Origin of the sequence: Leptothoe sp. LEGE 181152 (assembly GCF_032906605.1) — a bacterium.
Taxonomy (GTDB): domain Bacteria; phylum Cyanobacteriota; class Cyanobacteriia; order Phormidesmidales; family Phormidesmidaceae; genus Leptothoe; species Leptothoe turfae.
The window spans coordinates 12,890-39,095 of record NZ_JASATU010000046.1; the positions used below are offsets into that span (position 1 = coordinate 12,890).

General features: G+C 47.6%; 32 protein-coding genes. 22 read left to right on the plus strand and 10 right to left on the minus strand.

Going from position 1 to position 26,206, the window contains the following annotated elements; translation table 11 throughout:
• The first annotated feature begins 25 nt into the window (after nt 1–25).
• The 3 genes from QGP82_RS22235 (at nt 26) to QGP82_RS22245 (ending at nt 2,980) form a co-directional block, all read left to right on the plus strand.
• A complete protein-coding gene (locus tag QGP82_RS22235; protein WP_499061111.1) occupies nt 26–292 on the plus strand; it encodes an SUMF1/EgtB/PvdO family nonheme iron enzyme in 267 nt (88 codons plus the stop codon).
• Between the two features lie 67 nt (nt 293–359).
• A complete protein-coding gene (locus QGP82_RS22240; protein ID WP_499061068.1) occupies nt 360–755 on the plus strand; it encodes a Pepco domain-containing protein in 396 nt (131 codons plus the stop codon).
• A 74-nt stretch (nt 756–829) separates the two neighbouring features.
• Complete coding sequence (locus QGP82_RS22245) at nt 830–2,980, plus strand: SUMF1/EgtB/PvdO family nonheme iron enzyme (RefSeq protein WP_499061069.1); 2,151 nt, start codon at nt 830–832, stop codon at nt 2,978–2,980.
• 53 nt (nt 2,981–3,033) lie between these two features.
• On the opposite strand, the gene QGP82_RS22250 is transcribed toward QGP82_RS22245, so the two are convergent.
• Both QGP82_RS22250 and QGP82_RS22255 read right to left on the minus strand, forming a co-directional pair.
• Nucleotides 3,034–4,950, minus strand: a complete 1,917-nt coding sequence (locus tag QGP82_RS22250) for a 3'-5' exonuclease (RefSeq protein WP_499061070.1) — start codon at nt 4,948–4,950, stop codon at nt 3,034–3,036.
• A gap of 600 nt (nt 4,951–5,550) precedes the next feature.
• Complete coding sequence (locus tag QGP82_RS22255; RefSeq protein ID WP_499061071.1) at nt 5,551–5,763, minus strand: hypothetical protein; 213 nt, start codon at nt 5,761–5,763, stop codon at nt 5,551–5,553.
• Between the two features lie 243 nt (nt 5,764–6,006).
• Here QGP82_RS22255 and QGP82_RS22260 point away from each other — a divergent pair, with 243 nt between their 5' ends.
• Complete coding sequence (locus QGP82_RS22260; protein WP_499061072.1) at nt 6,007–6,549, plus strand: tyrosine-type recombinase/integrase; 543 nt, start codon at nt 6,007–6,009, stop codon at nt 6,547–6,549.
• Nucleotides 6,550–6,582: 33 nt separating this feature from the next.
• Here QGP82_RS22260 and QGP82_RS22265 read toward each other — a convergent pair whose 3' ends face one another.
• The 3 genes from QGP82_RS22265 to QGP82_RS22275 are packed head-to-tail and all read right to left on the minus strand — an operon-like array spanning nt 6,583 to nt 10,041.
• Nucleotides 6,583–9,099, minus strand: a complete 2,517-nt coding sequence (locus tag QGP82_RS22265; RefSeq protein WP_499061073.1) for a hypothetical protein — start codon at nt 9,097–9,099, stop codon at nt 6,583–6,585.
• Nucleotides 9,096–9,716, minus strand: coding sequence for an RNA polymerase sigma factor (locus QGP82_RS22270; RefSeq protein ID WP_499061074.1), 621 nt, complete (start codon nt 9,714–9,716; stop codon nt 9,096–9,098). Before QGP82_RS22270 ends, QGP82_RS22265 begins: the two co-directional genes overlap by 4 nt.
• 52 nt (nt 9,717–9,768) lie before the next feature.
• Entirely contained in the window at nt 9,769–10,041 is a 273-nt protein-coding gene (locus QGP82_RS22275) for a hypothetical protein (RefSeq protein WP_499061075.1), read from the minus strand.
• Between the two features lie 339 nt (nt 10,042–10,380).
• On the opposite strand from QGP82_RS22275, the gene QGP82_RS22280 reads away from it, so the two are divergent.
• Together QGP82_RS22280 and QGP82_RS22285 are read left to right on the plus strand one after the other, a co-directional pair.
• The gene (locus QGP82_RS22280; RefSeq protein ID WP_163695578.1) at nt 10,381–10,962 is read left to right on the plus strand and encodes a nucleotide-binding protein; all 582 of its coding nucleotides are present in this window, start codon (nt 10,381–10,383) and stop codon (nt 10,960–10,962) included.
• Entirely contained in the window at nt 10,949–11,254 is a 306-nt protein-coding gene (locus tag QGP82_RS22285) for a hypothetical protein (protein WP_499061076.1), read from the plus strand. Before QGP82_RS22280 ends, QGP82_RS22285 begins: the two co-directional genes overlap by 14 nt.
• Before the next feature lie 384 nt (nt 11,255–11,638).
• On the opposite strand, the gene QGP82_RS22290 is transcribed toward QGP82_RS22285, so the two are convergent.
• A complete protein-coding gene (locus tag QGP82_RS22290; RefSeq protein WP_499061077.1) occupies nt 11,639–12,196 on the minus strand; it encodes a hypothetical protein in 558 nt (185 codons plus the stop codon).
• 235 nt (nt 12,197–12,431) lie between these two features.
• Between QGP82_RS22290 and QGP82_RS22295 the strand changes: the two genes are divergently transcribed.
• The 7 genes from QGP82_RS22295 (at nt 12,432) to QGP82_RS22325 (ending at nt 14,983) form a co-directional block, all read left to right on the plus strand.
• A complete protein-coding gene (locus QGP82_RS22295) occupies nt 12,432–13,004 on the plus strand; it encodes a hypothetical protein (protein ID WP_499061078.1) in 573 nt (190 codons plus the stop codon).
• Complete coding sequence (locus tag QGP82_RS22300) at nt 13,001–13,354, plus strand: hypothetical protein (protein WP_499061079.1); 354 nt, start codon at nt 13,001–13,003, stop codon at nt 13,352–13,354. Before QGP82_RS22295 ends, QGP82_RS22300 begins: the two co-directional genes overlap by 4 nt.
• A 14-nt stretch (nt 13,355–13,368) precedes the next feature.
• Nucleotides 13,369–13,860 carry a hypothetical protein gene (locus QGP82_RS22305; RefSeq protein ID WP_499061081.1) on the plus strand — a complete coding sequence of 164 codons (492 nt, stop codon included), beginning with the start codon at nt 13,369–13,371 and terminating at the stop codon, nt 13,858–13,860.
• Between the two features lie 85 nt (nt 13,861–13,945).
• Nucleotides 13,946–14,203 (plus strand): hypothetical protein, encoded by a 258-nt coding sequence (locus tag QGP82_RS22310; RefSeq protein ID WP_499061082.1) that lies wholly within the window; start codon nt 13,946–13,948, stop codon nt 14,201–14,203.
• Between the two features lie 12 nt (nt 14,204–14,215).
• Nucleotides 14,216–14,374 carry a hypothetical protein gene (locus QGP82_RS22315; protein ID WP_499061083.1) on the plus strand — a complete coding sequence of 53 codons (159 nt, stop codon included), beginning with the start codon at nt 14,216–14,218 and terminating at the stop codon, nt 14,372–14,374.
• Nucleotides 14,375–14,409: 35 nt separating this feature from the next.
• A complete protein-coding gene (locus QGP82_RS22320) occupies nt 14,410–14,616 on the plus strand; it encodes a hypothetical protein (protein ID WP_499061084.1) in 207 nt (68 codons plus the stop codon).
• 49 nt (nt 14,617–14,665) lie between these two features.
• Nucleotides 14,666–14,983 carry a hypothetical protein gene (locus QGP82_RS22325; RefSeq protein WP_499061085.1) on the plus strand — a complete coding sequence of 106 codons (318 nt, stop codon included), beginning with the start codon at nt 14,666–14,668 and terminating at the stop codon, nt 14,981–14,983.
• A gap of 405 nt (nt 14,984–15,388) precedes the next feature.
• Here the strand turns inward: QGP82_RS22325 and QGP82_RS22330 are convergent, their stop codons facing one another.
• Complete coding sequence (locus tag QGP82_RS22330) at nt 15,389–15,904, minus strand: hypothetical protein (RefSeq protein WP_499061086.1); 516 nt, start codon at nt 15,902–15,904, stop codon at nt 15,389–15,391.
• A 251-nt stretch (nt 15,905–16,155) separates the two neighbouring features.
• Here QGP82_RS22330 and QGP82_RS22335 point away from each other — a divergent pair, with 251 nt between their 5' ends.
• Entirely contained in the window at nt 16,156–17,133 is a 978-nt protein-coding gene (locus tag QGP82_RS22335) for an AcrVA2 family anti-CRISPR protein (RefSeq protein WP_499061087.1), read from the plus strand.
• A gap of 675 nt (nt 17,134–17,808) precedes the next feature.
• Here the strand turns inward: QGP82_RS22335 and QGP82_RS22340 are convergent.
• Nucleotides 17,809–18,024, minus strand: a complete 216-nt coding sequence (locus QGP82_RS22340; RefSeq protein WP_499061088.1) for a hypothetical protein — start codon at nt 18,022–18,024, stop codon at nt 17,809–17,811.
• A 105-nt stretch (nt 18,025–18,129) separates the two neighbouring features.
• Here QGP82_RS22340 and QGP82_RS22345 point away from each other — a divergent pair, with 105 nt between their 5' ends.
• Nucleotides 18,130–18,282: a hypothetical protein gene (locus tag QGP82_RS22345; protein WP_499061089.1), complete on the plus strand. Its 153-nt coding sequence runs from the start codon at nt 18,130–18,132 to the stop codon at nt 18,280–18,282.
• Nucleotides 18,283–18,345: 63 nt separating this feature from the next.
• Entirely contained in the window at nt 18,346–19,389 is a 1,044-nt protein-coding gene (locus QGP82_RS22350; RefSeq protein ID WP_499061090.1) for a DUF4917 family protein, read from the plus strand.
• A gap of 17 nt (nt 19,390–19,406) precedes the next feature.
• Here the strand turns inward: QGP82_RS22350 and QGP82_RS22355 are convergent, their stop codons facing one another.
• Nucleotides 19,407–20,582 (minus strand): macro domain-containing protein, encoded by a 1,176-nt coding sequence (locus QGP82_RS22355; protein ID WP_499061091.1) that lies wholly within the window; start codon nt 20,580–20,582, stop codon nt 19,407–19,409.
• Nucleotides 20,583–20,679: 97 nt separating this feature from the next.
• Here QGP82_RS22355 and QGP82_RS22360 point away from each other — a divergent pair, with 97 nt between their 5' ends.
• The 5 genes from QGP82_RS22360 (at nt 20,680) to QGP82_RS22380 (ending at nt 25,249) form a co-directional block, all read left to right on the plus strand.
• The gene (locus QGP82_RS22360) at nt 20,680–20,808 is read left to right on the plus strand and encodes a hypothetical protein (protein WP_499061092.1); all 129 of its coding nucleotides are present in this window, start codon (nt 20,680–20,682) and stop codon (nt 20,806–20,808) included.
• A gap of 107 nt (nt 20,809–20,915) precedes the next feature.
• Complete coding sequence (locus QGP82_RS22365; protein ID WP_499061093.1) at nt 20,916–21,848, plus strand: FRG domain-containing protein; 933 nt, start codon at nt 20,916–20,918, stop codon at nt 21,846–21,848.
• A gap of 624 nt (nt 21,849–22,472) precedes the next feature.
• Nucleotides 22,473–23,444, plus strand: a complete 972-nt coding sequence (locus QGP82_RS22370) for an FRG domain-containing protein (protein WP_499061094.1) — start codon at nt 22,473–22,475, stop codon at nt 23,442–23,444.
• Between the two features lie 126 nt (nt 23,445–23,570).
• Complete coding sequence (locus tag QGP82_RS22375; protein WP_499061095.1) at nt 23,571–24,491, plus strand: FRG domain-containing protein; 921 nt, start codon at nt 23,571–23,573, stop codon at nt 24,489–24,491.
• A 368-nt stretch (nt 24,492–24,859) separates the two neighbouring features.
• Nucleotides 24,860–25,249, plus strand: coding sequence for a hypothetical protein (locus QGP82_RS22380; RefSeq protein ID WP_499061096.1), 390 nt, complete (start codon nt 24,860–24,862; stop codon nt 25,247–25,249).
• A gap of 67 nt (nt 25,250–25,316) precedes the next feature.
• On the opposite strand, the gene QGP82_RS22385 is transcribed toward QGP82_RS22380, so the two are convergent.
• Nucleotides 25,317–25,439: a hypothetical protein gene (locus QGP82_RS22385; protein ID WP_499061097.1), complete on the minus strand. Its 123-nt coding sequence runs from the start codon at nt 25,437–25,439 to the stop codon at nt 25,317–25,319.
• 398 nt (nt 25,440–25,837) lie between these two features.
• On the opposite strand from QGP82_RS22385, the gene QGP82_RS22390 reads away from it, so the two are divergent.
• Nucleotides 25,838–26,188, plus strand: a complete 351-nt coding sequence (locus QGP82_RS22390; RefSeq protein WP_499061098.1) for a hypothetical protein — start codon at nt 25,838–25,840, stop codon at nt 26,186–26,188.
• Nucleotides 26,189–26,206: the final 18 nt, after the last annotated feature.

Sequence of the window (26,206 nt, forward strand, 5' to 3'; positions counted from 1 at the left end):
ATGCTGGGGTAGGCACCGCTAGCTGCTGCGGGGCGGTTCCTGGAACAACAATCCAGATAACTGCCGCTCGGCCAATCGCAACAGGAACGCGCGCGACAACAGGAACAACAACAACGGTTTTCGAGTTGTTTGCGCCTCCTCGTGCACTCTTCTAAGGCTGGTTTCTAGGCTTTGCCTGGGACCGAGCCGGTCAGAACTGGCAGGTGGGAATCTGTCGGGCGTACCACAGAAGAGTCCAGACCTGCTCCGGCGATACCCATCGAGGTATCCGAAAATAAAACGGTGCAGATAGCCTGGTAAGCCTGGCTGAACGGTTAGCTGCATCACTCCCTTAACCTGGTGTGAGGAGACCTGCCCCCATGTCTGACGAACCACAGCTTTATATCATTGCCGCAGTCGAAGAAACTGAAGCCGTCATCCCCATCGAAGGAGAGCGTAACAGTACTGATACTGGTGGTGGCTGGGGAGAAGCACCCAAGCGAGGACCGGTCGAAGTCATTACGCAGAAATTTCAACGCAAGCGAGTACCCCTGGATGCCCAGGCGCTGAAAACCCAGATGCAGGGGATGCTCGCTGTCGTTAATGACCTGTTTGACCAGGCGACAACCGACACTAGTTTGCAGCTTAACGAAGTAGAGCTTTCGGTGGAGATCAATGCCGAAGGCCAGCTCAGCTTGGTTGGGAATGGCGGCAAGCTCGGCAATAGCGGCGGCATTACCCTGAAGTTTGTTCGCCCCGACGGAAAAAGCAGTTAGGATACAGCGGCAAGCCTGTTTGAGGAATTCGAAATTCGGATATCGTATCCTTAACTGACTCCTAACCCCTGGTTATGGCCAGAAACTGGGCGATCACGATTGGTATTAATGGCTATCGCTACCTGCAGCGGCTGAACTACGCGAAGCGGGATGCGGACTCGATCCGTCAGTTTTTTAGCGACGAGCTTAAGTTTGAGCGGGTCTATCACTTCGCAGAAGACGCTGAGCCCATACCCCAGGACTATGGCCCCGATCTGGATGCTTATCCTACCTGTACTACATTACGGCGATTCTTTCGCAAGCGATTTGATCAACCGTTTTTACGCGAGGGCGATAACCTGTGGTGCTTTTTCGCCGGTCATGGCATCCGCGATCAGAATCGGGATTATCTCATGCCGATTGATGGCGATCGCGGCGACCTGGCTGGGTCAGCAATTCCGATTCACTACATTAGCGAACGTCTGCGTCGCAGCGGTGCAGATAATATCATCCTGCTGATTGATGCCTGTCGGAGCTATGAAGGTCGCCGTGGCGCTGTTGGTATTGGGGAAGAAAAGCAGCAGGGGGTGATCACCCTGTTTTCCTGTAGCCCTGAGGAGTCATCCTACGAAATCCAGGAGCTGCAGCATGGAGCCTTTACCCATGTTTTGATAGACAGTCTGCGGCTGCAGGGCGAGGGCAACTGCGCGACCGTGGAGCGTCTGTATCAGCGCCTTCGTTACTACGTGCCCCAGCTCACTCGGCAATATAAGCGTGTTTCTCAAACGCCCTATGGTGTGATTGAGCCCCCCAGTAAAAACCATTTAATTTTGCTGCCGACTCAGGCAACGCTGACCGATGTTGTTGCCCTGAAAAATGACGCACTCACAGCGGAATTGGAGCGCGATCGCCCAACTGCCAGGCAGCTGTGGATTCGTGTGTTGATGGTGTCTCCTGGCGATCCAGAAGCGATCGCCGGGATTGAACGTTTGTCTCGGGATGGGAGTTCCGCTCGACCAAGTGCGCCTTCTCCAAAGCCACCTCAGACATCCGAGTCAGCGTCAATCACGCCACGTTCGGCTAGGCCACCACAGCCGCCTACTACGCCTAAACCAAGCGTTCCTAAGGTCTGTTCAGAGCCCCCAGCTCCAAAGCTTGCTGTTTCTCCCTCAGCGAAGCCTAAACAGACTGCTCCATCCTCCCGTCAGTCTCAGCGTCAAGTTTCCGATTCTTCTCCGAGAACAACGTCCCCGTATTCCCTGGGTGAGCGGGTAAGTCGGCGGCGGCTGATTCAAATCCTCGGTTTTACAGGCGGTGGTATTGGTACGATTTTGTTAGGAAGAGCCTTGTTTCAGTCCACTGCCACTGATTGGATGCTACCTGAGCTTGAGCCTTCAACGACTGCGGGTACAACGGCGGAATTTAACGTTGCCACTGTCAATGTCCAAGATAAAAGCATTACCGTGGAGCGCAAGCAAGCTGAATTCCGTACCGAGGAGTTAGACGGTGGGATTACGCTTGATTTAATGATGATACCAGGAGGGACTTTTCAGATGGGCTCTCCCGATGGCCAGGGAGAGGCGGATGAAAGGCCCCAGCATGAAGTAACAGTTACCTCTTTTTTGATGGGTAAGTTCCCAGTGACCCAGGCTCAATGGAAAGCGATTGCAGCATTGCCTAAGATAGATCGTGATCTAGCGACTGATCCTGCTAGTTTCAACGGCGAGAACCGTCCGGTTGAATCGGTGACTTGGGATGATGCAGTTGAGTTCTGTAAAAGGCTGTCGCAAAAAACAGGGCGGGACTATCGTTTACCCAGTGAAGCTGAGTGGGAATATGCTTGCCTAGCGGATACGACCACCCCGTTCCACTGTGGAGAAACCATCACTCCTGACCTGGCGAATTATAACGGCGAATATACTTATGGTTCCGGTCCCAAAGGAGAGTATCGACACCGGACAACAGATGTCGGCAGCTTTCCTGCGAATGCCTTTGGCCTGTATGACATGCATGGCAATGTGTGGGAATGGTGTTTAGACCATTGGCATGATAATTACGAGGGCGCGCCTACGGATGGCAGTGCCTGGTTATCTAATGATGACAGTGCAAGTAGGCTGCTGCGGGGCGGTTCCTGTTTCAACAATCCAGTTAACTGCCGCTCGGCCAATCGCAACTGGTTTGCGCGCGGCAGCAGGGTCAACTACGTCGGTTTTCGAGTTGTTTGCGCCTCCTCGTGGACTCTGTAGCCCTTTGCACTCTTGCGCTTTTGCTCTTTGCTCTCTTTTCCCTCTTTGGCGCGTTAGCGCCTCGATTTTTTGCTGAACTGTTTTGATATTTCAAGATTAAAGTTTCGAGAGTTTAAAAACTGAACTCTATTAGATGTAAACAGATGCAGCTCATCTTGAGCCCTTGTCATGGCTACATACAGCTGCCGCTGAGCCAATGAGGCTTGATCACTATCACTACTCCGGCAGTCCCAGAACTGCTCGGCCCATAACAGTAGGACGACTTTAAACTCTAATCCCAGCGATGAGAGCGTGGTAATAATCCTGATGCCAGGACGCTGAGCATCGTAATTACGTTTGGTTGCTTGATTCTCAGTGACCCAGTAGTGAGGTACGTTTAGGCTCTGAAGCTGGCTTAAAAGTGAGTTGAATGCGTCATTCTCTTTTTTAGATTTCCAGCGATATAGAATCGCGATATCTGATGGGGAATAGCCCGAGTTCAAGAGACTTTTTATCTTCTCAATAGTGGCGTCTCCCGCTGCTGCTTTCGATTTACTAAGATGGACTGTTGGTTTAGGGCCGCTACGTATCGCTGCACTAGGTTCTACAGCCGGGAACGTTGCATCTGCATCGGCTTTCCCCTTAGTTTGTAAAACGCCCCAGGCCGCCGTCAGAATCTCTTGGGTGTTGCGATAGTTTTGGGTTAAGCGCTTCGAACGTCCCCCAATTGCGTTAATACCAACGGATTTCCAGGTAAATTTATTTCTCTTGTACAAGCTCTGACTACCATCACTAACAATCAGCAAGTCACCATCTATCGGGTCTTTCAACGCTGCTACGCAACACGTAAACCAGCTCTGTGAGAACGTATGCGCTTCATCGACTAACACCGAATCCCAGCGCTGCTCAGGGGGGAGCGATCTCAGCTTAGCCAAAACCTTCTCACCCAAGACCTGGTTATAGTCTTCATCGTTTGCGAACTGGTGCGGATTGGGCAGGCGACCCAGTAGCGTTCTAGCCCAACCATGGAAGTGCAGAACCTCTATACGCTCTTTGTACTGCGGGTTGCGGCTGTCGTTGTGGAGTTGAGATCGCAACTGAGCCGCCAACGTAATATTGAAACACAGGATGAGTATTCGATGCTGCGTCAGACGGTTTGCCAACGCTTTAGCGCGAGCCGTCAGAATCAACGTTTTACCAGAGCCAGCAACGCCAGAAATGAGTCGGTGGCCGCCTTTCATAGTGCGGGCCATTCTCTCTTGCTCTGCATCGAGGCTAAGCAAAATGGTGGCTGTGGCTGGTAACGGTTGCTCCGGTTCAAACGATAGGCTGGTCTGCTTAGCCGGGACCTCTTTGATCGCTACTTCAGGATGCAGAATGCCCTTAATGGTGCCGACCTGGTCGGAGGTGAGAGGTGCAAACGTAAAGTCGGCCTTCGTAAACATCGCCTTGAGTCGTTGGATTAGCTCACCACTCGGCAGGTTAGCCCAGCTCTGTAACTCATCCCGATAGGCAACGGCTGGTTTCTTTAACAGAACATAAATGCTGTCATTGTGGGCCTGTGGCTCCGTCATGTTGCTCATCACTGCGCCAATGCCCACGGGAAAACATAGCCGTCCCTGGTAGTTACCGTCTGGGTGACATAGGATTGGGTAGCCTTTCAGCTTGTCGGCCACTGACCCAAAGTAACCATGGCCTTGCTTTAGCGGGTGTTGGCATGTTTCAGTCCTAACGACGTCGCCACGCTGCCAACGAATATCAAAAAAGTTGTTGTTGCCTCGCATCACTTGGGCGGCATACCAACCCTTGACTTCTAAAACCAGTAACCCAAACTCAGGCCCAATAATGATGAAATCGGGATAGAGACCGTTAACCCGTGGTTCATGCCAAACGATGAAATCATCAGGCAGCTGTGTACTTAAAATTTTGAATAGTAGTTTCTCGCCCTGACTAGCTTTTGATGGGATTGTGTCAGGGATGATCAAGGCCATTGTTACATCAACTGGAATCGCTTGTTAATTTGTCTTGTACCGAATTGTTGCACGTTGATTACAACAGTGAAGCTAACAGCCTTCTACTATTTATGTAGTTGCTAATCGAAAAGTTATGATTTTCCCGCAGCATGATTTGTAGCGCATTGGTTGGCATATATGACTTTTTTCAAAAATACCTGATTAGTCTTATGACTTTTGGGGTTGCATATATGACTTTTTTGGTTTACATTATGGATGTGCCGCAACTAGGGGCATCTTTCGAGTTGCCTATTGACATATTGACTTTTCTCGGGCTATGGTATATACGTCCCGAGATATTTTGCTATTCGGAATTTTGACCTAGTTGCGGCACACTTCTGGGCCAACTTGCCTGAATCGTTTCATCAAGGGCAACTTGTCAACCTAGTTGAGGACTCTTGTATGGAAGAGCTGCTTCTCATTCTTATGCTTACTGCGCTTGCAAAAGCGCTGGCGCGATTGCTTGAAGCTTAAAGAATGAGTCGGTGCCCTAAGTACTTGGTGCTTAGGGCACCATTCAGCTACGAATTTGTGTAGAAAGGCGTTACTGCTAGAGCTTATTGTCTTGGTAGGTGACTTTTAAACCAATTGCACTAACTTTTTAATTTGTTTTTCTAAAGTGCTAATTCGCCGTGCCATCGATGCCACACCATTTGGATCTGTTTTCTCTAGGTAAAGACCAATGGCTTCTTTGACTACTTCGCTGGGAGTGCGCCCTGTTTCGTTTGCGATCGCACGTATCTGCTCGTCCCAACTATGGGGAATGCGGGCGGCGGCGATGGGCTTGCTCATAGTTGTAAACGACGTTAACAGCGTTAACTCATGGTGTGTGGACCATAGGCATTTTTGTTATGGCTGAAAAGCGTTAACGCTGTTAACCGTGTAAACGCTTACGAACATTGAGCTAAGCCGTATGTGACAGTTGATTTTTAACTATGGCTATTCTCAATAAGAAACCACGAGTTTTCGACGTTTCAGCCCAACGCCTTAAGAATCCGGTATTCTAAAGTTGCTCTTTTATTCAAATTAGCAACTATGCCCAAGTGCGATCGCAACGGCAAAGCAGAGGTGTGGGCTGACGATCAATTTGATCAGGTAGCAGCTGAATTAAATCCCAATATGAGAGCAGTATTCTCAATCTGTTACTACACTGGGTGTCGAATTAGCGAAGCGCGACAGCTGAGAGCAGAAAGTTTAGTAGGCAACACCATTGTCTTCAAAAAGACCACTACCAAAACTAAAAACACTCGGGCGGTTCCTATTCATTCAAAGTTGAAAGTGATTTTGGATGAGGTGGACTTGCCGACAAAGGGATATCTGTTTCCTGGACGCAACAAAGATAAGCCCATTACTCGGCAGGCCTGCGATAAAGCGTTACGTCGAGTGTGCAGTTATCTGGGGCTTGAAGGATTTAGTACCCATAGTAGTCGCCGTACCTGGGCGACTGGGTTAGATCGCGGTGGAGTACGGATGAAGGCGATTCAGGAGTTGGGTGGGTGGTCGTCGATGGTTTCGTTGCAGCGCTATTTAGATGTGTCAGATGCTGAAAAAGCTGCAGCGATTGAGGTGTTGGATTGATTGGAGTTTCTTAAAAAATGTTGAAACATGCTATCAATTATCTGACTCATAGTAAGTCTGACATGTTGATAGCATTCTTAAATCATTATCACTAAAAGAATCTATGCGATGCCAACTCTGCAACTCAAAAGCAAAAATGGAATTTAATTGTTGGTTGGCTGAAATAATTTGAGTACTCCGTTCAATTTCATAGCTATAGCTTTCCTGGGTGTAGGTTTCGGTAATAGTTAATGCAAGATGTGTATTCTGAACTTGACCAACAGCGCAATCAAAGGAGCTATGAGGTGCATAAAATGCGCCAATCAACTCATCATCCTGAATCTCGAAAATAAAATAGGCAGTCTGAAGTTGATCGGGTAGTGGTTTTTCTCCAAACAGGTATACTCCATTCGCGCTCAAATTATTTGGCTCTATTACCTCTTCTAATTCCGGAGAGATTTCAAAAATATTACCCCCATTGAGGATGATATTAAACGCTGCTGAAAGATGAATATTTTCATCATTACTTACGACTTCATCATTAGTATTATCGTTATTAACATCAGTTGTAAGAATTCTCATATCTCCCTGGAAATATGAGCCAGGGAATGATTGAACTGGCTGAATAGAATTGTTCTCTCTACTGATACTGTTGGTGGCTGTAGCAGATACTGTACCGGTAGTATTAAAGACCTGATCTCCATTTATAGTGATATCACCCCTACTACCATTTCTATCTCCTGCTGCATCAATAGAGGCAACTTGAATATCACTAGAGGAATTTAATAAGACATCGCCTTCCGAAGTATCAAAAATTCTGATATTTTCTGGATCTAGAAGTAAATCTCCAGCTGTTCCATTACTCATACTTGTGTCTACTATCCCTTGAAAAGCTAAGCTACCTTGCCCAGATATTTCTACAAATCCACTATTACCAGAGCTGGTTGCTCCTCTTGTTGCAATATCTCCGTAAAAATGAGGTAAACTTTCAGCCCAAACAATAACCTGACCGCCATCTCCGGAGCCTGTAGTAGGACCCGGAATGATGGAGCCATTATCAATGTGAATTGGTTCGGTAATCGATACTGTCCCTTGTCCTTGAAAGGTTCCACCAATTAGGGCAGTACCGTCATCCGTTCGGTCAGATGTGTTGACACGGGAATTATCTGCTATGACACTATCATTACCCAGGACCCGAATAGTACCGCCTGAGCCAACTGGGTTTGAGACTGTAGCATTGCTACTACCTTGAGGTGTTTCTTGGTTATTTAACCTGTCGATGCTAATGAAGTGTGTTTCAAAATTATGTCCCTGTTGTAACTTTTGTTCTTCCTCGGAGCCTTCTATCTGATTAGGGTTGTTTTGTCGATCGGCTATTTCAAGGCTATGATTTTTATCAGGAAAACCATTCAAATTGTGATTCACATCAGAAGGCCCCGATTCTTGATTAGTGTCTGGACGTACTGATTCAGGCAGGTCATTATCTGGTGCTTCCTCACTATTTTCATTCTCAATCTTTTCTATTTCAGGCAAATCATAGGAAGGTATGACGAAGTCATGTTCCGTATCCCCCTCTGTTGTTTCTAAAGCAGGAATGTCTATTGCGGTTTCGATATCGATACTTGCTTCTTGAGGAGGTAGAACTTCTCTGGATCTAGGTTCCGTTGCCTCTGCCTTAAACTCTATTGTGAATGAGAACAAATCATCTATATCAGGGTTTAGGCTGTTGTCTGTACCTTTAGGAACGATAATTTCTTCTTGCAGAAGATCATTTTGGTAAGCACTCTCGGGAGCCATTTGAACTAATACTTCTTCCCCAAGGGAAATATTCGAGTTCTCAACATTCAGCTCGGATGGTTGATCCACGGAAAAATCATTTGAAGATGTAAGCTGTTCCTGTTGTCGTGATGTTTGTGGCTGCAGATTCATCACAAGGGGTGCTGCTGCTAATAATAAAGAGCAGGCAATTACCACTGATTCAATTACTGATTTTGCCGAACGTCTGCGACGAGGGGCGATATGCTTTCTTGATGGAGCAACTATTTGAACAGGTTTTGGTGGCTTGATTTGGGCAACCTTTGGCATTCCTTCTAATTGCCCATCAATGGTATCCAGCAGCAGGGCTAATAGCTCATCTTCATAGGCAGTTTCTAGAATTTGCTCCATGTGAGTAGCATCAGCTTCAGATAAAGTCGAAACTTGTAGAAGCTGACTGTATTCTTTGAGAGTGGGTTCATAAGCTGCTAGGTTCAGCTTCGAACTAGCAAAAATGTTTTTATGACAAGGGATTTTTCCACCAATTAACTCAACTGTTCTGGCAGCTTCATTTTGGATCTCATGGTAGTTATGATGCTCGCTAGGCTCTTGGGCATCAAAAAGAGCTTCATCAACCTCATTGATTAGCAGGCTGAGCATATCGTCAGAGCAAGCGGCTTCTAAAATATGTTCTAGACGTTTGGCTTCTATTTCAGTCAGCTCTGGTCGTAAGGCTAAGCTACGGTACTCCTTTAAAATCTCTGAGTAGGAACCAATAGGGCGCTTGATATGATTACCGTGATTCTTTCTTGTCATACGACCCCCTTTACATGAAGCGATTCTTTGGGGTGTTTAGCGGTGAATTCATTGCGGAGATGTTTTAATGCGCGCTCTCCTTTTTTCCTTAAAGCAGTTTCTGATAAATCTTTTCCTGTATCCGTTGTCCAACGCTGTTTAACGTCTTTCCACGAAAGTCCTTGAACAATTCGTAATTTCAGTATCTTTAACTCTTCGTCTTTTAATTTTGCTGAAGCCTCAAGTAAGGCTTCGATACTTGTGTGGTCAAACTCATTGAGATGGATAACGTTTTCGGTAAAATGCTCATCATTGCGAATGAGTCGCTGGGTAGCTCGGTCACGGTTTTTAGCTTTTTTGCTAAGGTCTCGAATCTTTCTAAAGGAAACAGTTTTGAACCAGGCTGGTAATTTTTCTATATGAACTCCCTTATCACGAATGTCACTGCGAGCCTGGAAATATGTTTCCGTGAGGATTTCACTACAATCTATGCGCGAGGACAGGTGAAACTGTTTCAACCATCGGTCAATTAGCAGTAAAAGGTTATGGGGCTTTGAGCTGTCTCTGCTCGATATGACTTCACTGATAAAGTCATCAAGCTGAGCTAAACGCTCTTGGATTTGTGGCCATTCATCCATAAGTTCCCCTAACTCATATAGCTATGTGGATTGAATAGAAAAAAATGTGACATTACTGTTTGGTAGGGAGCGTAGTGGAACTTGATTTATCTATTTCAGTGGATGAAGGATTGCTGGGATTTGGATAAGGAGTTTGGGCTCGCAGCATAACTGGCACCAATTTTTCAATCATTTCACCTACAGCTCTTAGTAAAAATGCAACGGCAATAATGATGGCTGCAGCACTACCTCCATAGTGAAGCAGTTCACTACTTGGAAGGAGCGGTGGAGGTAATTCTTGAACGGATGTAAATCCTGAATCAGTTGTTGAAATTGTATTAACCATTTTCTAGATTGCGACTGAAAGGATAAAGAGAAATGCCTATTTTGCTCTCGATATTTTCAAGAGCAAGCTGGAAAAATATTTAGTCATTTAATCGTTGCCCACTACATCAAATCAAAAATATTTGATGCTTCTATAGGTATGTGGAATGACCCAAAAAATCTGTGACAAGTTATATGGCTGAGCAATCTGGTAGAAATGCTCATAGGGCTTGAAATGCTTAAACTTACGTTTGCTGCGTTGAGATCGCAACCGCTTCACCCAATGTATTGCCCAGATCCTTGACTCTTCATCGCAACGTGTTAAAAGTATTACTGTAATACTGCCTTACTGCATCAAGTAATGATTGTCACCCTCTGCCAGTTCAAAGGAGGCGTGGGCAAAACCACCAGCGCTATTCACTTTGCGGCGCTGCTTCAAGCGAAAGCCCCCACGCTTCTGATCGACTCAGACCCAAATAAGTCAGCTTCCCTATGGGCCAGAAAAGGACTGCTGCCGTTTGACGTTTGTTTGGAAGCCGAGGCCCCAAAGCGGCTAATGAAAGGCAACTATACCCATACCGTGATCGATACCCCAGCTCGCCCGTCATCCGATGAGGTGGAAAGTATCGCCAACGGTACGGATCTCTTAATCCTACCGACGACTCCCGATCCGCTCTCAATTTCTGCATTGATTCAAATGGCTGGGAGCCTACCCGAAGGTACTAACTATAAATGCCTGATCACTTTGGTCCCGCCACCACCGCAAAAAGATGGGGCTGAAGCTAAGGCAGCATTGGAGCGCCATGGATACCCAATATTTCAGCGAGCAGTTCGTCGGTATAAGGCGTATATCCATGCGGCGAGTAATGGTCACACAGTGAAAGGTCCTGCTCAAAATGATTGGAAAGCTATCTGGGAGGAACTGAGTGATGAACTTGGATGATGTGTTTGCAGCAGCGCAAAGTAAGCCCCCAGTTAAGAAGGAAAAATCTAAAGCACTTAAAGTTGAGTCAACGGATACTCCTGAGTCAAAACCTCAGGCTCAATCTAATTCAGAAATTCTGGCTGATATCCTAGCGCCGACTGATGCACCGGAACGCAATATCAGATTTACGGCTGATCTACCGGAGTCATTACATCGACGCCTAACTATGGCGGCGGCGACCAGCGGCAAGCGTAAGGTAGATATTGTAAGAGCAATACTTGACGCTGTACTTCCTCAATTAAGTGATTAAGTACTTACTGCATTAATGCAGTAAGTACTTAAAGTGGTGATCTGCAAATCGGCGGTATATTACAGGTGGTCGCCAAACCTTAGCCGCCTAGCGTATATGTCTAGGCGGTTTTGAATATTTGAGGTGATGAGGACAGAGAAGTTATCCTGCAGCTGGGGGTAGTTTTTTGTGTGGCTTGCTCAGCTGATTCAGTGGGTTGTAATTGAAGCGTTATTTAGGCGGCATTGAGCGATGCACTTCAGGCTTAATGCAAACAAAAAAAGATACTTAAGTAAGTGATTACTGCATTGCTGCAGCAAAGGAGCTAGGCATCATATTCCTAGGGGTTTGTAGCCTTTCAGTCGTTATCAGTTTTTCTGTTTAGCGCTGGTGCGATCTCAAAATTTAAACCTTTTCCACTTTCCAGGCTGATTCCGTCCCATTTTTGCCCTTTCGAATGAATCGGAATCCATAACGTTCGAATTCATTGCCAGTAATGCTAGATAGCTCCAATATTTCGCATAGCTGACTAGTGCTTGGCCGCCAATCATGATCAGCAATTGCCTGAAGATCCCTAAACATTGCTAGCCGATCTTTGGGCACCACTGGCTGCTGTAGATTTGCTAGCAGTAATCCAATTAGATCGCGATTAGATAGGTCTGAGCTGTCCTGTCTGGCCAGACTGTCCGGCCAGACATCTGGTTGGGTGGTGGATTTTGAGCTTGCTCCTAATGCTGTTTCAGCGGCTTCTTCGGTTGTGAGTCCCTGCTGTAGTAGAGCTGCAATGCTATCTAGATGCCCTAAGAGCTCGCTACTGACAAATGATCTGCGCCCACGTCTGACAGGAACCAAGGATGGATCGATTTTCTTGATAGCATCCAGCCTTACATAAATTTGAGACCGATTTACTCCATACCGCTCCATCAAGGATGCAACCGGTAGCCCATCAAGTTCACTCATCATCCAACCAATGCAACAGGGATAGTTTATCGACTAGGGCAATGAAACGAGATGTCCTTTTTGTTGTCTGGCTTTATAGTGCTTTATATATAAATGTTTCAGAAATTGTCTTGTGAGGTGTCTGGAGTTCTGCTATAAGATATTTGTGCGTGAGCCGCACACCTATTCGCACGGTCAAGCACAGTAGGCGTGCATCTGGCTCACACTCTCAAACCCTTGTAGTCATAGGATTCAACTTATGAATAGCACAAATCCGCGCACCGTTGCGGACATCCAGTCGCACACGTCTGCACACTACACCGCACAGGAAATCGCACAATCGCACAATGTAGCGGAGTCCACTGTGCGAACTCGTTGGTTTGACTGGATTCGTCAGGTGGCTCCGGCTGAATTACTAAAGGATGGGCGGGGATATTCTGAGCTGGCTCGGACTCTCTTCGGTGAGTTTGCTGTGGTGAAAATTTGCGATCGCAACCAATGGGTTATCGACACTAAAGCCCGCTACGCCCATGAATGGGAAAGCGCAGGCGTCATCGAAGGCGAGCTAATGCCCGAGGAAGTCGGCAACGTGTTGGCCCTGCGTGAATCCCAGACCAATGAGCTAGAGCTATCCGTTGCTCAGCAGCTGCAGAGTCTTGAGGCATTAATTGACCAGGCCAATACTGCGGAAACCAATCTATCTGAAGCCGACTTAAAAGCTGCCGTTACGCGGGGGCAGCAGCGAGCGGTGATGCTCTATCAGGCAGAGCTACAGGCAGAATTGCAGACCATTAACTCCCTGAAGCAGCGGCGCATGGGAGGTGGTCAATGACACGGAATATTGTGGGGCTGTTGTGGATTGCGATCGCAACTACCAGCTGCCCAGAGGAGTTAAATCTGATTCTCCAGCCTCCAGTCGTTGAAGCTGTGGAACCCTCCGTCGTACCACCCGCTGGGATTCAACCTTACGGTGTGGACGGTGAACTGAGCGAATCCGACATCAAAGCGCTGCTGTATCTTCAGTTCCCTCAGTCCTATGAGGCCATCTCTGATCGGTTTGGCTTTCCAGCCTATCGGGATAGTACGTCTGACTACTACGGATTGCCCAATGGTCGATGGGTGGCAGTTCAGTATTCAGGCAGAACAGCGACCGGCATTAAATTTAGTGATTCTGGGGATTAAGAAGGAGTAACCTAGTGAGTAACACCACTGCATCAAGCATGATGAAGCTACCAGAGGTTAAAAAGCGAGTTAGACGGACCTGGGATATTTTGCACACAGGCTTTGCTGTTCAGCCTGGGCAATTCGAGCAGGAAGTTAAAGCTTTTGGTGATCGCAGGTTCAAAAAGACCTGGGTAGCAGCATTGTGCAGATTTGAGGCTATGTTCGCCATTGAGAGCTGCTTAGACTCTTGGATGTTGCTCACTAACACCTTTGCCTTTCGACCTGAGCGTTGGGATTACGAATACCGTCACCAAATCTTTGATGAATTCCTGATGTATCCCGAGGCTTTAGAAGCCATCAAAACAGGTCTAGAGGACTTATTCAGTAAGGATTTCAGCCATCAAGAGAGAGAACAAGCAGATGGGTTTTTTAGATTACTGGAAGAACGAGAAGGATCGGATCGAGCCATCGGATTCTCAGCTAGACCTATTAGGGACCTCGCAGGAATTAGCGCCGCAGCGTAAGCGAGCTGATGGAGTTACCGTTTTCAGACGGTTTACAGACTCTATCAAGGCAAATGGTGGTGACGGTGAATGTCACAAGCAGGCAGTGATTACAGAAACTGCTGAGCTATTTGATTGCACTGTCCGTCAGCTTTATCAGGAAACTGGGGGAAAACGCTTTAAGCGTGACACTCTACCCCATGAAGTTCAACAGGCTTACATGGCGAATGAAACGTTTGCAGCTTATGAACTAGAGCGTATGGAAGGGACTATCGGCGGAGAGTCTCAAGATGAAGTGAATGAACGGATTAATGCTGTTGTTAAGGAAGAATCTAGGAAAACTAGAAAGCGGTTTCCATGGTAGAGATTAGTTCCAATGAGAGCTTTCCTGCCTGCAGTAACGATTGCGATCGCAACTCCGCCACGCAGCCATCTGCTTAGCCACATCCTTGAAGGGAATGCTTTAGGCTTGATGAATAGTACTAACTTGGCCCTGGCATTCGCTGGGGCTTTTTGCTGGGCGGCTGCGCCCTAATGCGCAGTGATTGTAGCATGGGCCTTTGAACTGGGTTGCACTCTCGTTACAACGTTGTAGGTGCATTGTCTGTAGGCCTGCGCATTGCCAACAGAATTACCACCACCACAGCCGCTCAAGTTTACCCGTCCAAGCAGCGCGTCAAGCCAAGCTTGCAGCCTCCGTTATCCAGCGTCTGCCGCATCGCAACAGCGCTTAAACTCCGGCTACAAGTCCGCTTGACACTGGGTTATCCCAAATAACCAACGGCTTGTCATTGGGTGAATAGGGCGCGTTGCGTTGGTTTGGTCTATGCGTTCTGTTCCGTTTGAGTTTGTGTCTGGTTTAGCCGCTGAGTTTGGCGCAGTCGAGTGCTGCTGGCGCGAGTCTGAGCGGTCCTTTACGGGCTACGTGGCCGAGTGCTGGTTTGGCTTTTTGCCTAGCTTTTTCGCTCAGCGCTGGGCGGCGGTCGTTGGTTACTCGGTTTTGGTCCGGTCGGTTCCTACTGGTGGGCCAGGTCGCTTTATGGTTTCGGTTCCGGTCACGGTGCCCCAGGGTTCCATTCGGTTGTCTGGCGGCCAGCGGGGTGGGCGTGTTCGGGTGGTGGTTCATCCGCCGTCGGCTTGCTAGTGGCGTGGGGGCTGCGACCCCCTTTTTTGAGGATAAGAGTACGCAAGGCTCTTACAATCCGAGAATACTTCTGATACCAAGACTTTGAGCTGTAGTAAAGGATATTGACTTGGGCAAAGCCAATGCACTATTTACTAATCCTCGCAGTTACTGAAAGTTGTGGACGTTGGGGCTGCACTTGGCTAGAAAGAGTATTGACTATTCTCTTTTATACAATTGTGCGTGCTTTGTCCTAAAAAAAGCCCCCACCGTATTGGCAGAGGCTTGAAGTGTGTGTGTAGAGAGAATCAGAAGAGAGAAGGGTGCCTCATGAAAGGTAATGAAGCTTCACGGATGTACGGAGACGCACTCGGCACCCAAACTTGGTTAGCCTGACTACGCCCCGCTGTTAGCGGACCCGCTCTTTCAGCGGACTACGGACTTAGTACGAGCATCCAGCGCATCGAGGCGAGCTTCCTGGATGTTATCGACGGCTTTAGTACGAGCATCCAATGCGTCCAAACGAGCGGCTTGAATATCCTCAACGGCTTTAGTTTGGTTATTGAGGTGCTCAAGACGTAGCTTGTGAACGCTGTTCTTAGTGCGAGCGTCTAGGGCATCTAGGCGAGTCTCTTGGATGTTTTCAACGGCTTTGGTACGAGCGTCTAGGGCGTCTAAGCGGGCTTCTTGAATGTTGTCGATAGCTTTAGTGCGAGCGTCAAGTGCGTCTAGCCGAGCGGCTTGGATATCTTCGATGGCCTTGGTCTGATTGTTGAGGTGCTCAAGGCGTAGTTTGTGGACAGTGTTCTTACTGCGGCTGTCGAGTTCTTCTAGGCGAGCGGACTGGATATTGAAGCTAGCGGGCTCGGCAGCAGATGCGATGGGGGCGATAGCAGTGGAAGCAACGAGAACGGTTAAAGCGGAAAGAAGTGTGCGTTTCATGGTTAAAGCTCCTTGGTGAATCAGTGAAGTGTTTGTTTGCTTCATTGATTACAAGAATGCCGGGGCTACCTGAACGTCATCTGACCGGTAACTGAGGGTTGCTTAAGGGGTTTCTGAGATTGGCTGAGGAATTTTGGTGATGGGGATCACAGGTGGTTACAGTGACGACACTGTGATGATCGTTGAAACGGTAAAATCAGGCTTTTAGTCTGATGTAAGGGCAATCCTCGTGCCTCTCAATCACTTCAGCCATGACCACACCCTACACTGACGCTGAGTTAGACAAACTACAAGAACGCTGGCGGGAGATCGTTCAGCGAAGTAAAAAAACTGAAGTCTACAAAGGATTGCTTAGGCGACGGTTCCGTAACCCCCATGGATTTATCCCTTGGGAGCAATGCGCGGGTGAGCTGGCGGCGGTGATCAATAACGTGGCTGCTATTGGCGTTGACTCCATCGACCACACCGCTAAGACGCTGGTTTCCATAACAGCTCGCTTTTGCAGTCTGCAAGCCCCCGTTTACTGGCTCAGGCCTGCCCTTGCTGAGGCGCTTTGGAATAGCGATCTACCGGCACAGCTGCCCGCGTTAGAGCAAGTGTTGCCTGTGGGTGTGTTGATGTTGCCAGATGTGCCCTGGTCCCAGGACCCGGATGGCTTTCACCCCAGATATGTTCTAGTTCAACACCTTATGGCCAATGAGCATGTAGGACGGTTCCCTGTGGGTGATGAGACAGTTAGCCCAAGTGTGGCTACCAAGGACTTGCTGATGTGGACCATGCCATTGCCGACAGGGGGTGCCTATGCCAAAAACAGTGTTCTACTGGGGAATTGGATCGATACTGAGACGGACTCAACTGAATGGCTAGAAGCTACCAATGTGATAACTGACAAGGAACATGAGTGGAGTAACCGGATCACCCGTCTTGTCTATCAGTCACTATTGTTACTTCAGCTAAAGCCTGATTGGATAGATATCCCAGCTTCTTCGGCCACAGTTATAGCTACCAGTAAACGGAAGCCGACTAAAAAAGAAAGAATGCTTAATCCTCGGTGGATTGGTGCCGAAAACTTTAGGGTGAAGACAATTACTACAAACCTGGCTAGCTCAGTTATCCACACAAGCCCGACCACCCATTGGCGGCGTGGACATTGGCGACGAACGCCTGTGGGTGAAGGTGGCAAAGACCGCAAGCTCTCATGGATACAGCCTACTCTGGTTAACCCTTAAGGATGGGTGCGATCGCAACCCATCCTTAAGCCAGCATCCAAAGCCTCGGCCCGTGGAGGAGATAAAGAAAAAAATCCCCTGATGAAAAACGGTCAGGGGTTTGCTGTGCTTTAAGTGGATTTGAGAGATAGGAGAGGCAATGATTTCTCTGTTGCATGAGAAATCAGGCGATTTCAGGGGTATTCCACACCGTTTTTTGTGATCGTGCCTGTGATCACTGTGACGTGAGCTGATGGAATATTGACTAGATGATTCAAAGCCTGTTTTTTGCTGTGGCCTCGTACGTTGTAGCGTTGGGCTCATGGTCTAGGCAAGCTTTAAAACACAACAGCACCCAGAACAATCAACCGAGGAACTCTTCTAAGGTAAACAAGACTTTTAAGAGTTGTTGTATATCAGGCGAACCTACTATAAACAGGGCTCTCTAGTGCAATTAAGAAGAAATATCAGTGATGTGTTTGGGCACTGTTTTTGAAACGTCGAACGATTCTATCAAGCTATCTATCGTTAGACCTCCTTTTGTTGTGGCTATGAGCTTTTCAACTCATGTGTACAGCATATTCCGGTGGTGCTGAGATATCTCTTGGGTGATACAAACGTTAACTTGTTATTTGTCACTGCTGTCGCTCCCGAGTAGTGAGATACGTCTATGGGGTGACACGGCTAGATGAGGTGTTATTGCTTAGTGTGTTTTTGCTGGACCCACTCCGCTAAGCCTTTGGCGGCATCCTGATAATCCTTGAGTGCAATCAGTACCGCATTTAATTTGTCCTGTGAATTATCTTTGGTCATATTTGAGAAGACCGACGTTGTTTGCTTTAGCTGACGATCTGCAATGGTCAGGATCGTTCTCCGCTTCGCGAGTTCTGGTTCATACGGATTAATTGGCATCGTCGTTTGCTTTGAAATAAGTGGTCTGTCAGAGTTATTCAGTCATGCTGCCCAGGATCAGGTCTGACTGCGGCATAGGAAATTGCGACTCAATTTCGTCATTCGGTGCCACGCCCAGGCGACCTCGTTGGCCATCGTCAGCAGCCTGAGCAGCGGTATGAGATGCTGACGGTGGATGAGCAGCGTTTGCTGGTGGCGCGGTGGCCGGATCTGGCGCTGCGGTTTATTGCGGTGCGGGATGTGGTGGTGCCGTTTTAGGGGTGGGGAGTTGCATATTTTATCTAGTTCGTCCATATACGGAGGGAGTATTAAAAGCGATAAATGAAGTTAGAAACTTTTAACGACGTACTGCAATCGATTAAGAAGAACAATAAAGGCAAAAAAGAACGGAAATTTCACCTTCTGTTGGGCAATGGATTCAGTATGGCGTATAACTACGAAATTTTTTCGTACAATGCTCTTTACAAATTTATTGAGAGCCTTAATGACCAAGAGCTATCGACGATATTGAATGTAATTAAAACAAAGAATTTCGAAGTTATCATGCAACAATTAGATAGCTTCTCTGCACTTATTCAAGCTTTTGATAAAAACTCAGAGCTCAAAAGCAAAATTGATTCTGCAAGCACTAAACTTAAGGCAAAATTGCTCGATGCGGTGAAAGCTCTTCATCCAGAGCACGTATTCACTATCCCTGAAGAAAAGAGTAAAGCGTGCTCAGAATTTTTGAAGATATTCTTAGATACCAATGGTAAGTTATTCTCCACTAATTATGATCTTTTGCTCTACTGGGTTCTCATGCGCAATGATATTGTTGAGCATGTTGATGGTTTTGGAAGAGAGAATGAAAATCCTGATGCACCAGACCCAGAATGGTCAGAACTGAGATGGGGAAAGTATAGAGAGAATCAGAACACTTTCTATGTGCATGGGGCGCTACCACTCTTTGATACAGGTATCGATGTTGTTAAAGAGGTGTATACCCAACAGAACTACCTCTTGCAAAATATAAGTGACCGTATGGAAAAGGGCGAGTATCCAATTTTTGTGACAGCTGGTAATGGTGATGAAAAATTGGCTCACATAATGCATAACCATTATCTATCGTATTGTTATGATAATTTATGCACTATTGATGGCTCGCTTGTTTCCTTTGGCTTTAATTTCGGCCCTTATGATGAACATATCATCGATGCTATTAATCGAGCTGCTAAGCACGGCAAAAAAGCACCTAAAAAGCTCAGGAGTGTATATATTGGTGTCTACTCAGATGATGACATTAAGCACATCGCACAAATTGAAAACAAGTTTAAGTGTAAAGTAAGGATTTTTGATGCAAAATCAATCAATGTTTGGGGAGATTGATTAAATATTAGACTTATTCATACTGATTCTAAATCTTTAAGATCTAGCTGATACTTTTGAGTAATTATATTCTGACATGCCTCTAACTCTTCTTGAGAATAAGTTAGAAAGTATATCGTCTCAATACTACTTTTTTGATTAGTTCTTAAATACGATATTGCAGCGTCTAGTAGAATAGTCGCGTTGGTTCGAAGTATACCTTTTCCTTTTCCTGTTCCCATTAATGGAAATAGAATTGATCGTAAATTTTCGTCTTCTAGTTTTTCCATTTTGTTTAGTGCGTTTGTAACACATCGGTTGAGGTGTCGTATAGGCTCATATCCTTGTCCGATATTTCCAATTACTGAGGCCGCATGAAAAATTTTCTTGACGTTGTGGGTTTCGGATAACTCTCCAGAGGAAGTAATCAAAATGTGAGCTGGAGGGACAGACTCTCTTCCCTTCATTTTCTCTGCTAGCTCATCAGCAATTGTGTCTTTAATGACACCACCTGCATCATCTTTTTCACTGCCTAGATAACGAACAATACTAGAAATAGACCGGTCGTAATATCTATCCATTTGCATATTCGAGTTTTCAGAATTGACCCAAACATCCGCACATCGAATATCCTGAATATCGCCTGTAATTAAACAAATAGACTTACTATGGTCGACAGATACAGGGTAAATATAAGAGTTAGTTTCCAAAATAGGTTCAGGTTCAATATGAATGTGAATACGATTTTTCAGAACCTGTTGAATTGGGCTATCAGTTAGCTTGTAGCGTAAGCCATTTTGAATAAAACTAGCGATTTGATGTTTAGCTTTATCCACATCGGCAATATCTAGAGGGTCATAATCGATGATTCTTAGACCTTGAATGTTGAATGGTGCATGAGTACCTTTTTTTCGAATTAGTACAGTGACTGAACTAGCTAGTGCGTGTCTAACACCAAGTTCATAGAAAACGTTAGCATTTAGCGATGTGATGTCAACAACAGCGACATCAGCTTCTAAAATTTGCGTAAACATATCGGCATGAATCCAGCCAGACTCTGAAATTTCATCACACCGTGTACATTCTATTCCTAGAGATTCGACAGCCTTTTTAATAATGAACTGATAAATCTTATCGAAGTCGATAATGTTCCCGTCAGCGTCGGCTTTTTCGCCAAAAGGCATGATAACAAAGCAAGTTTTTTCGTTTTTCATAACTCAATTAGATAATAGAGGTGTAAGCGTAGCTTTGATGCTCCCTTACTCTATGTATTACAAGTTTAAGGGGTGACTTCCAGCTTTAACTTTATGTATGCTGGGTTGCGATCGCAACCTAGCCACCACCAAAATCAGCTACACCGCACATCGCTATGCTTCGGACGGTCGTTGGTTGCTGCGATACTTCGTTGGTGCGGTTGCAACCACTGCAACTCCCCAATAGGATAAAGCCTTGGATGGTTAGTCTGCCTAATCATCCAAGGCCGGTGATTAGATGGAAAGTTCCCCTCCAATAAATTGTTATGCAGCGAAGGCAGCCAAGCCATATCTATGATCATTGAACACGTGACAGAACTGAACGGTAAACCACTCGATGCCGAATCATTTCTGCTGTTGCTGCGGCGTTCAAATCCATATTGGTGGCGAGACGGCGACACTGATACGCCTTGGGTGTTTCGTGGACACTGGGATGCTAATTGGCCGCTCATTCCATCAGCTTGGCGAAACAACTCACCACTGATTCGTCTGAAGAAGGCCATTGCGAGCCAGTGCCCGGAGCTCCTTAACAGTTATGGCACTGGCGCTCAGCGGGAAATGGCGCTTTTAAACTTGGCTGAAATCGAAGCGATCTTTCAGTTCGCAAACCTTGCAGAGAGTCTTGGCGCAAACATTCCGGCTGAAGTCTTGCACCACAGTGTGAGCCCACTATTAGCAATAAACGGTGGATATTCAATTGGCATGCAAGATAACGGAATTGTCCAAAAGGTCGGTCCGCTTGCACAGCACCATGGCATCCCAACTTCGCTCATCGACTGGACTTTCAACCCGTACTTTGCTGCATACTTTGCAGTTGGTCGGGGGTTCCGCGTCGATTACTTACCCGACAATATCTGCGTGTGGGCCGTAAATACGAATCGATTAAACTTTCAGTTCTTCCATGAGCTTCCCGAAAACAAACAAATACAGATCGACGTTTACAAGGTTCCTCGACACTCGAACGAGTACTTGAGTGCACAGCAGGGCTTATTCACTCATAGCTCTGACTATCAAGGCTACCGAAACCCGCTTGAGTTACTGATCGAATCATGGCCGAGTGCTCCCAGTTATTCACCGGATGGGCCAGTATTGCGTCGGATCGTTCTCAACGCTTCTCAGGCTGACGAGTTGTTGAAACTCCTTGATCGCGAGGGCATTAATGAGGCTAGCTTAATGCCCTCGTTCGACAAGGTTGCCCAGACTGTCAAAGACCGCTGGCAATACTGAGGTATTGAGAACCGCATAACAAAACAATGTACTGGAGTTGCTGTCCGGGCCGAATCTAAAATCAACGTCACTGGCAGCAACCTGGTGCATTGTGGTCGTTAGATTCGATTTGAATAGTTGCCTGGGGCGCAGCGATTCAAGGCCTTCTAGAATTTGCGATCGCAACCCACCCACCACACCGCACATCGCTACGCTGTGGACGGTCGTTTTGCTCTGTGTTGTTTCGCTAAAGCGGTTGCACCTACGCAAGCCACCGACAGGGTGTCTGGAATGCCCCCTGTGCCAGTTGGTATTATTTTGGGACTAAAGGCGAACTGTATTTGAGTGTGCCAGTTTCCTCAAGACCTGATGCTGTTGTGTGTCCTCACAGTCCCACTAAAGTCTTGTCAGCAGGCTGAATCTGTTTTTTGACAATGATTTAAGACTATCTATCAATAGTAGAATGGTGTTGCCCTTACAGCTACTCATCGTTATGTTAGGCTGACAGCTGTCCATCTAATCCTCTTATTAGGTGTATTAAACTCAAATATTTCTACCTAACCTACTAAATCGGGTGATTGGGCAGAAAGTTTCCCCCTAATAATGAGTTATGCAGCAAACCCAGTAACACCTTTGAGAGCCTGAATGGAACATGTTCCAGAAATCGAAATCTCCTCTGCAATGGAGCTAGTCGAGCTTCTTGATCGTTTTGGCGAGACTCCGGACCTGTTGTTCAGGGGGCAATCTGCACAGTACGAAGAACTCACAACTTCGATCGAGCGGCATAGATTTGAGGCTGAAGACATCGAACGATTTGAGGGCGTGGCATCGCACATCTTCCGCAGTGGAATGAGTGCATTCGACAGTCTTTATGGTCATCTAACGGCGGCTGAAGCATACTTACTTCGCCTATTTCAGAGTCGTGCGCAACACCACCTTACCACGGTACCTCAAGCTCACGAGACCTCCGCTTGGCTGGCACTAATGCAGCATTACGGTGCACCAACCAGACTGCTCGACGTCACTAAGTCGCTCATGATAGCTGCTTACTTCGCAACAGAGCACTCGTCACGATATTCCGGAACTATTTTCGTCTTCTTCACTCCAAGTCTGCCACTCGAGAATGAAATTGTGGATGGCCAAATCTCTCATGGGGGTGGATTGAAGAGTCAAGACATAAGCTTCGCCAATAAATTGAATCAGGCCACAGGAAGTCAACTCGCCGATTGGGTCATTCAACAGCGCGGCCTAAAAGGAATCTTGCAGGTCGAGACCGCATATCCAACCCGACGAGAGATTGCCCAGCAGGGGTGTTTCTTAATGCCGTTGTCATTGGTCGAATCACTCGAATCTCACATCGCTTATACATACAAATTCATGAATGCAACCCCTCGGGATGTTCCATCGAAACTCGAAGAGGTGGAACTCGAAGCTTTCATGAGGCACTGGCCGGTCATGAAGTTGCGCATCCCTAGAGACAAATTCAGACTCTTTAGAATTTCTCTGAAACACATGGGTATTACCCCCGAAATGGTCTATCCTGATTTCGATGGGCTTGCAAAGTTCATGCACGGCGAGCTGGAATGGCACAAAGAAGTGAACGGAATGTGTCCGTAGCTGGCCCCAAAAGGCTGCATAAATAATGCAATGCACCGGAGCCGCGAAGCCGTCGGGCGTTTTGACAATGGTCAATCCTCGTCGCGGCCAGGTGATTGCGGACGTTATGCCCTTTAGGAGGAAACCTTGCCCTACATCGAGTCGATTGGAAAGTCAAACGTGCTTACAGCAACACAGTTGTTGGACGAGATCCGCCGATCCAATGATCGTTGGTGGGGACACGGAGCCAGCGAATCCAATTGGGTGTTTCGCGGGGTCGGCGACGCAGACAACTGGAAACAACTACCCTCGGCTTGGCGACCACGTTCAATTAACAAGCTAAACGCACTCATCACTAAAATTGAGCAGCACAAACCACCGTTAGCGACCTATTCTAGTTCCAGTGATCCTCACGAAATCTGGGTTTCAGCTGAAACCGAAGCCATCTACCAATTCTCTCAGCTGGCAGCAAAGCTTGGACACACAATTGATCCATGCAACTGGAGCCCGCTCCGCGATGGGCGCACTGTTTCGCGACACAACCCACCTGGCACAACACCAAACATCGCGACAGCGCCATTAGCACAACATCATGGCATTCCGACCCGCCTGTTAGATTGGACTGAAGACCCACTGTTCGCAGCTTTCTTTGCCGTGTCTCCGCAATTTCGCGCGAAATCTGCGAAACGAATAGCTGTGTGGGCATGCAACATATCGACAATGAGCAAATTGACGTTTGTCAAAGCGAATGGCTGCCGCCCCTTCAAGACCCATCGTCAGGCCAGCTACAAAAATCAGTACTTGAGAGCGCAACAGGGGTTGTTTATCGAGACATGCATGGCAGAGTCATACTTCGACGAGAAAGGAAACTGGCCAGCGATGGAAGACTATTGTGACCCGGCGATCGTGCACGAACCCAAGCAACCATTTCTGATCGAGTTTGTTCTTCACGCTGCCGAATATTCAAGTCTGTTAGAATTGCTAAACCGAGAGGGCGTTAACCATGCGGCGTTGATGCCGTCGCTTGACACGGTAGCTGCCACAGTTGTTGATAGGTGGCAGTTCTAGAGCATAATGCGGACGTTGCGCTTCGCAGAGAATAGTTGCACCGGGCGCAGCGATTCAAGGCCTTCTAGAATTTGCGATCGCAACCACCTCAACTACCCAAAACCGCAGCCCGTGGAGTACCACCGGCTGCTATCTCATCCAGGTTTAACGCCTCCTAAAAGACTGTTGTGCCCTTGTACTCACATCGGCACGTTTCAGTTTCGCTCGTTCCTCGCTAGAGGGCCACAGCCAAGACATTGAGACGTTGCCCGCCTGTTTGTTTGTGCGTTCGCTCCGCTCTCCGCACCATTGGTGTCGTTGGGCTCTTTTTTATTTGCCGCCCTGCGACCCTCTACGCCACTGCCGAATAGGCTACCGCACCGCGCCCATTGATCAAGGGACGCTGCGCTCTCCGCATCCGCTACGCCCTTGACAACGGGTCCCCACGCTGGTGCGGTTCCATGTGGCTGCGTGGCGCTCGGTGCTCGGGCGGGTCTCGGCTGTGGCCTCTCCCACCTCTAGCGGCTACCAGGGCAAATAATTCCCCGCTGTTAGACTTCCGTGGCTCTCCGGTCTGGGCACCCACCCCAGCAGCTCTACAGCGCAGCCACCCACCAGCAGTGCCGCATACTGCCCCCGGTCGCTGGCCACCGCTTTACATTGCCACCCCTCCGCGCGTAGCCACGTCGCCAGCCCGTAGGGCAGCGGTGCCGGTACAGCGAGCACTACGCCGCAGGCGACACCGTCACGGTGTGGGCGTGCCCACGGGCAGGCGTTGAGTATTTCAGGCTTGGGCGTTAGCTCTAGTTGTTGCATTGCACATTGTTGTTGTTACGGCAGGGTGCCTTATAAAGTCTGTTGCCCTGCCGTTGATTTGTTGTTGCGCCCCTGGTCGTGGCCTTTGGCCAGGGTGGGTTTGCCGTTTCCCGTTGCGTCTGCTGCCGTTGTTTGGTTACTGCCTGCTAGCAAGGCTCTGGCCGTTTCTCCGGTCGGTTTCCTGGGTTTTCTGTGCTTAGTTCTCGCCTCTCCGTCTTCGTAGGGTATCCGCCCTAGCTCGCCGGTTTCTGTTTAGGTCCACCTTTACAGGCTACGTTTCTGTTTAGCGCCCCGAGTCTCACGCGGTCTTCTAAGCCCCCTGCGCTTAATACTATTGTACCATTTTTAGCACTAAAAAATGGTACAATAAAGAAGTAAAAAGAGAGTTTTTGCGATCTCTAGAATCAATATATTTCAATGCTTTTCTGGATTTTAGAAGATTTTATTTAAACTCTCTTTTAAGTAAGGTTGTGCATAAAAGTGGAGTGATCTGGTTGCACCCAAATCACTCCGTGCACATCTTGCCTACCAATTAACCAAAAGGAAACAAGATGTACGAGTTAGATTTTAGTATCTGCCAGGAAGCGCAGGAACGACAGGACTTGGAAAAAAATGAGGAATGGGGCTTTGCCATGCTGGAGCTGGCAGAGCTGGTGAAGCGATGGGGAAAGGTTGCGATCGCAACTGAACTAGCCAAGTTGCCAGACACGCCACCGATGCAGCATCAGTCCTTATGCGCTCAGTGCGTGAACTGGCGGCCACCGTGCCCTATCGCCTTATCCAATGGCAACACCTACATGAGCTTGGGGGTATGTGAGCTACGAGCGGCTAGCGACCTGGCGCAGATGCCGCAGCACTACGCGGCGCAATGCAGTTTCTACGAGCCGGATACGCCGTTTTAGAAGCCGTTGCACCGATGC

Excerpts from the sequence above, each read along its gene's own strand:
- QGP82_RS22330 (WP_499061086.1), bottom strand. The coding sequence starts at position 15,904 with ATGAAACGCACACTTCTTTCCGCTTTAACCGTTCTCGTTGCTTCCACT.
- QGP82_RS22340 (WP_499061088.1), bottom strand. The coding sequence starts at position 18,024 with ATGCCAATTAATCCGTATGAACCAGAACTCGCGAAGCGGAGAACGATC.
- QGP82_RS22325 (WP_499061085.1), top strand. The coding sequence starts at position 14,666 with ATGCGTTCTGTTCCGTTTGAGTTTGTGTCTGGTTTAGCCGCTGAGTTT.
- QGP82_RS22350 (WP_499061090.1), top strand. The coding sequence starts at position 18,346 with ATGAAGTTAGAAACTTTTAACGACGTACTGCAATCGATTAAGAAGAAC.
- QGP82_RS22390 (WP_499061098.1), top strand. The coding sequence starts at position 25,838 with ATGTACGAGTTAGATTTTAGTATCTGCCAGGAAGCGCAGGAACGACAG.
- QGP82_RS22360 (WP_499061092.1), top strand. The coding sequence starts at position 20,680 with ATGCTGGGTTGCGATCGCAACCTAGCCACCACCAAAATCAGCTACACC.
- QGP82_RS22250 (WP_499061070.1), bottom strand. The coding sequence starts at position 4,950 with ATGGCCTTGATCATCCCTGACACAATCCCATCAAAAGCTAGTCAGGGC.
- QGP82_RS22315 (WP_499061083.1), top strand. The coding sequence starts at position 14,216 with ATGAGAGCTTTCCTGCCTGCAGTAACGATTGCGATCGCAACTCCGCCA.
- QGP82_RS22370 (WP_499061094.1), top strand. The coding sequence starts at position 22,473 with ATGGAACATGTTCCAGAAATCGAAATCTCCTCTGCAATGGAGCTAGTC.
- QGP82_RS22255 (WP_499061071.1), bottom strand. The coding sequence starts at position 5,763 with ATGAGCAAGCCCATCGCCGCCGCCCGCATTCCCCATAGTTGGGACGAG.
- QGP82_RS22365 (WP_499061093.1), top strand. The coding sequence starts at position 20,916 with ATGATCATTGAACACGTGACAGAACTGAACGGTAAACCACTCGATGCC.
- QGP82_RS22295 (WP_499061078.1), top strand. The coding sequence starts at position 12,432 with ATGAATAGCACAAATCCGCGCACCGTTGCGGACATCCAGTCGCACACG.
- QGP82_RS22275 (WP_499061075.1), bottom strand. The coding sequence starts at position 10,041 with ATGGTTAATACAATTTCAACAACTGATTCAGGATTTACATCCGTTCAA.
- QGP82_RS22300 (WP_499061079.1), top strand. The coding sequence starts at position 13,001 with ATGACACGGAATATTGTGGGGCTGTTGTGGATTGCGATCGCAACTACC.
- QGP82_RS22265 (WP_499061073.1), bottom strand. The coding sequence starts at position 9,099 with ATGACAAGAAAGAATCACGGTAATCATATCAAGCGCCCTATTGGTTCC.
- QGP82_RS22270 (WP_499061074.1), bottom strand. The coding sequence starts at position 9,716 with ATGGATGAATGGCCACAAATCCAAGAGCGTTTAGCTCAGCTTGATGAC.
- QGP82_RS22245 (WP_499061069.1), top strand. The coding sequence starts at position 830 with ATGGCCAGAAACTGGGCGATCACGATTGGTATTAATGGCTATCGCTAC.
- QGP82_RS22290 (WP_499061077.1), bottom strand. The coding sequence starts at position 12,196 with ATGATGAGTGAACTTGATGGGCTACCGGTTGCATCCTTGATGGAGCGG.
- QGP82_RS22355 (WP_499061091.1), bottom strand. The coding sequence starts at position 20,582 with ATGAAAAACGAAAAAACTTGCTTTGTTATCATGCCTTTTGGCGAAAAA.
- QGP82_RS22285 (WP_499061076.1), top strand. The coding sequence starts at position 10,949 with ATGAACTTGGATGATGTGTTTGCAGCAGCGCAAAGTAAGCCCCCAGTT.
- QGP82_RS22280 (WP_163695578.1), top strand. The coding sequence starts at position 10,381 with ATGATTGTCACCCTCTGCCAGTTCAAAGGAGGCGTGGGCAAAACCACC.
- QGP82_RS22240 (WP_499061068.1), top strand. The coding sequence starts at position 360 with ATGTCTGACGAACCACAGCTTTATATCATTGCCGCAGTCGAAGAAACT.
- QGP82_RS22260 (WP_499061072.1), top strand. The coding sequence starts at position 6,007 with ATGCCCAAGTGCGATCGCAACGGCAAAGCAGAGGTGTGGGCTGACGAT.
- QGP82_RS22335 (WP_499061087.1), top strand. The coding sequence starts at position 16,156 with ATGACCACACCCTACACTGACGCTGAGTTAGACAAACTACAAGAACGC.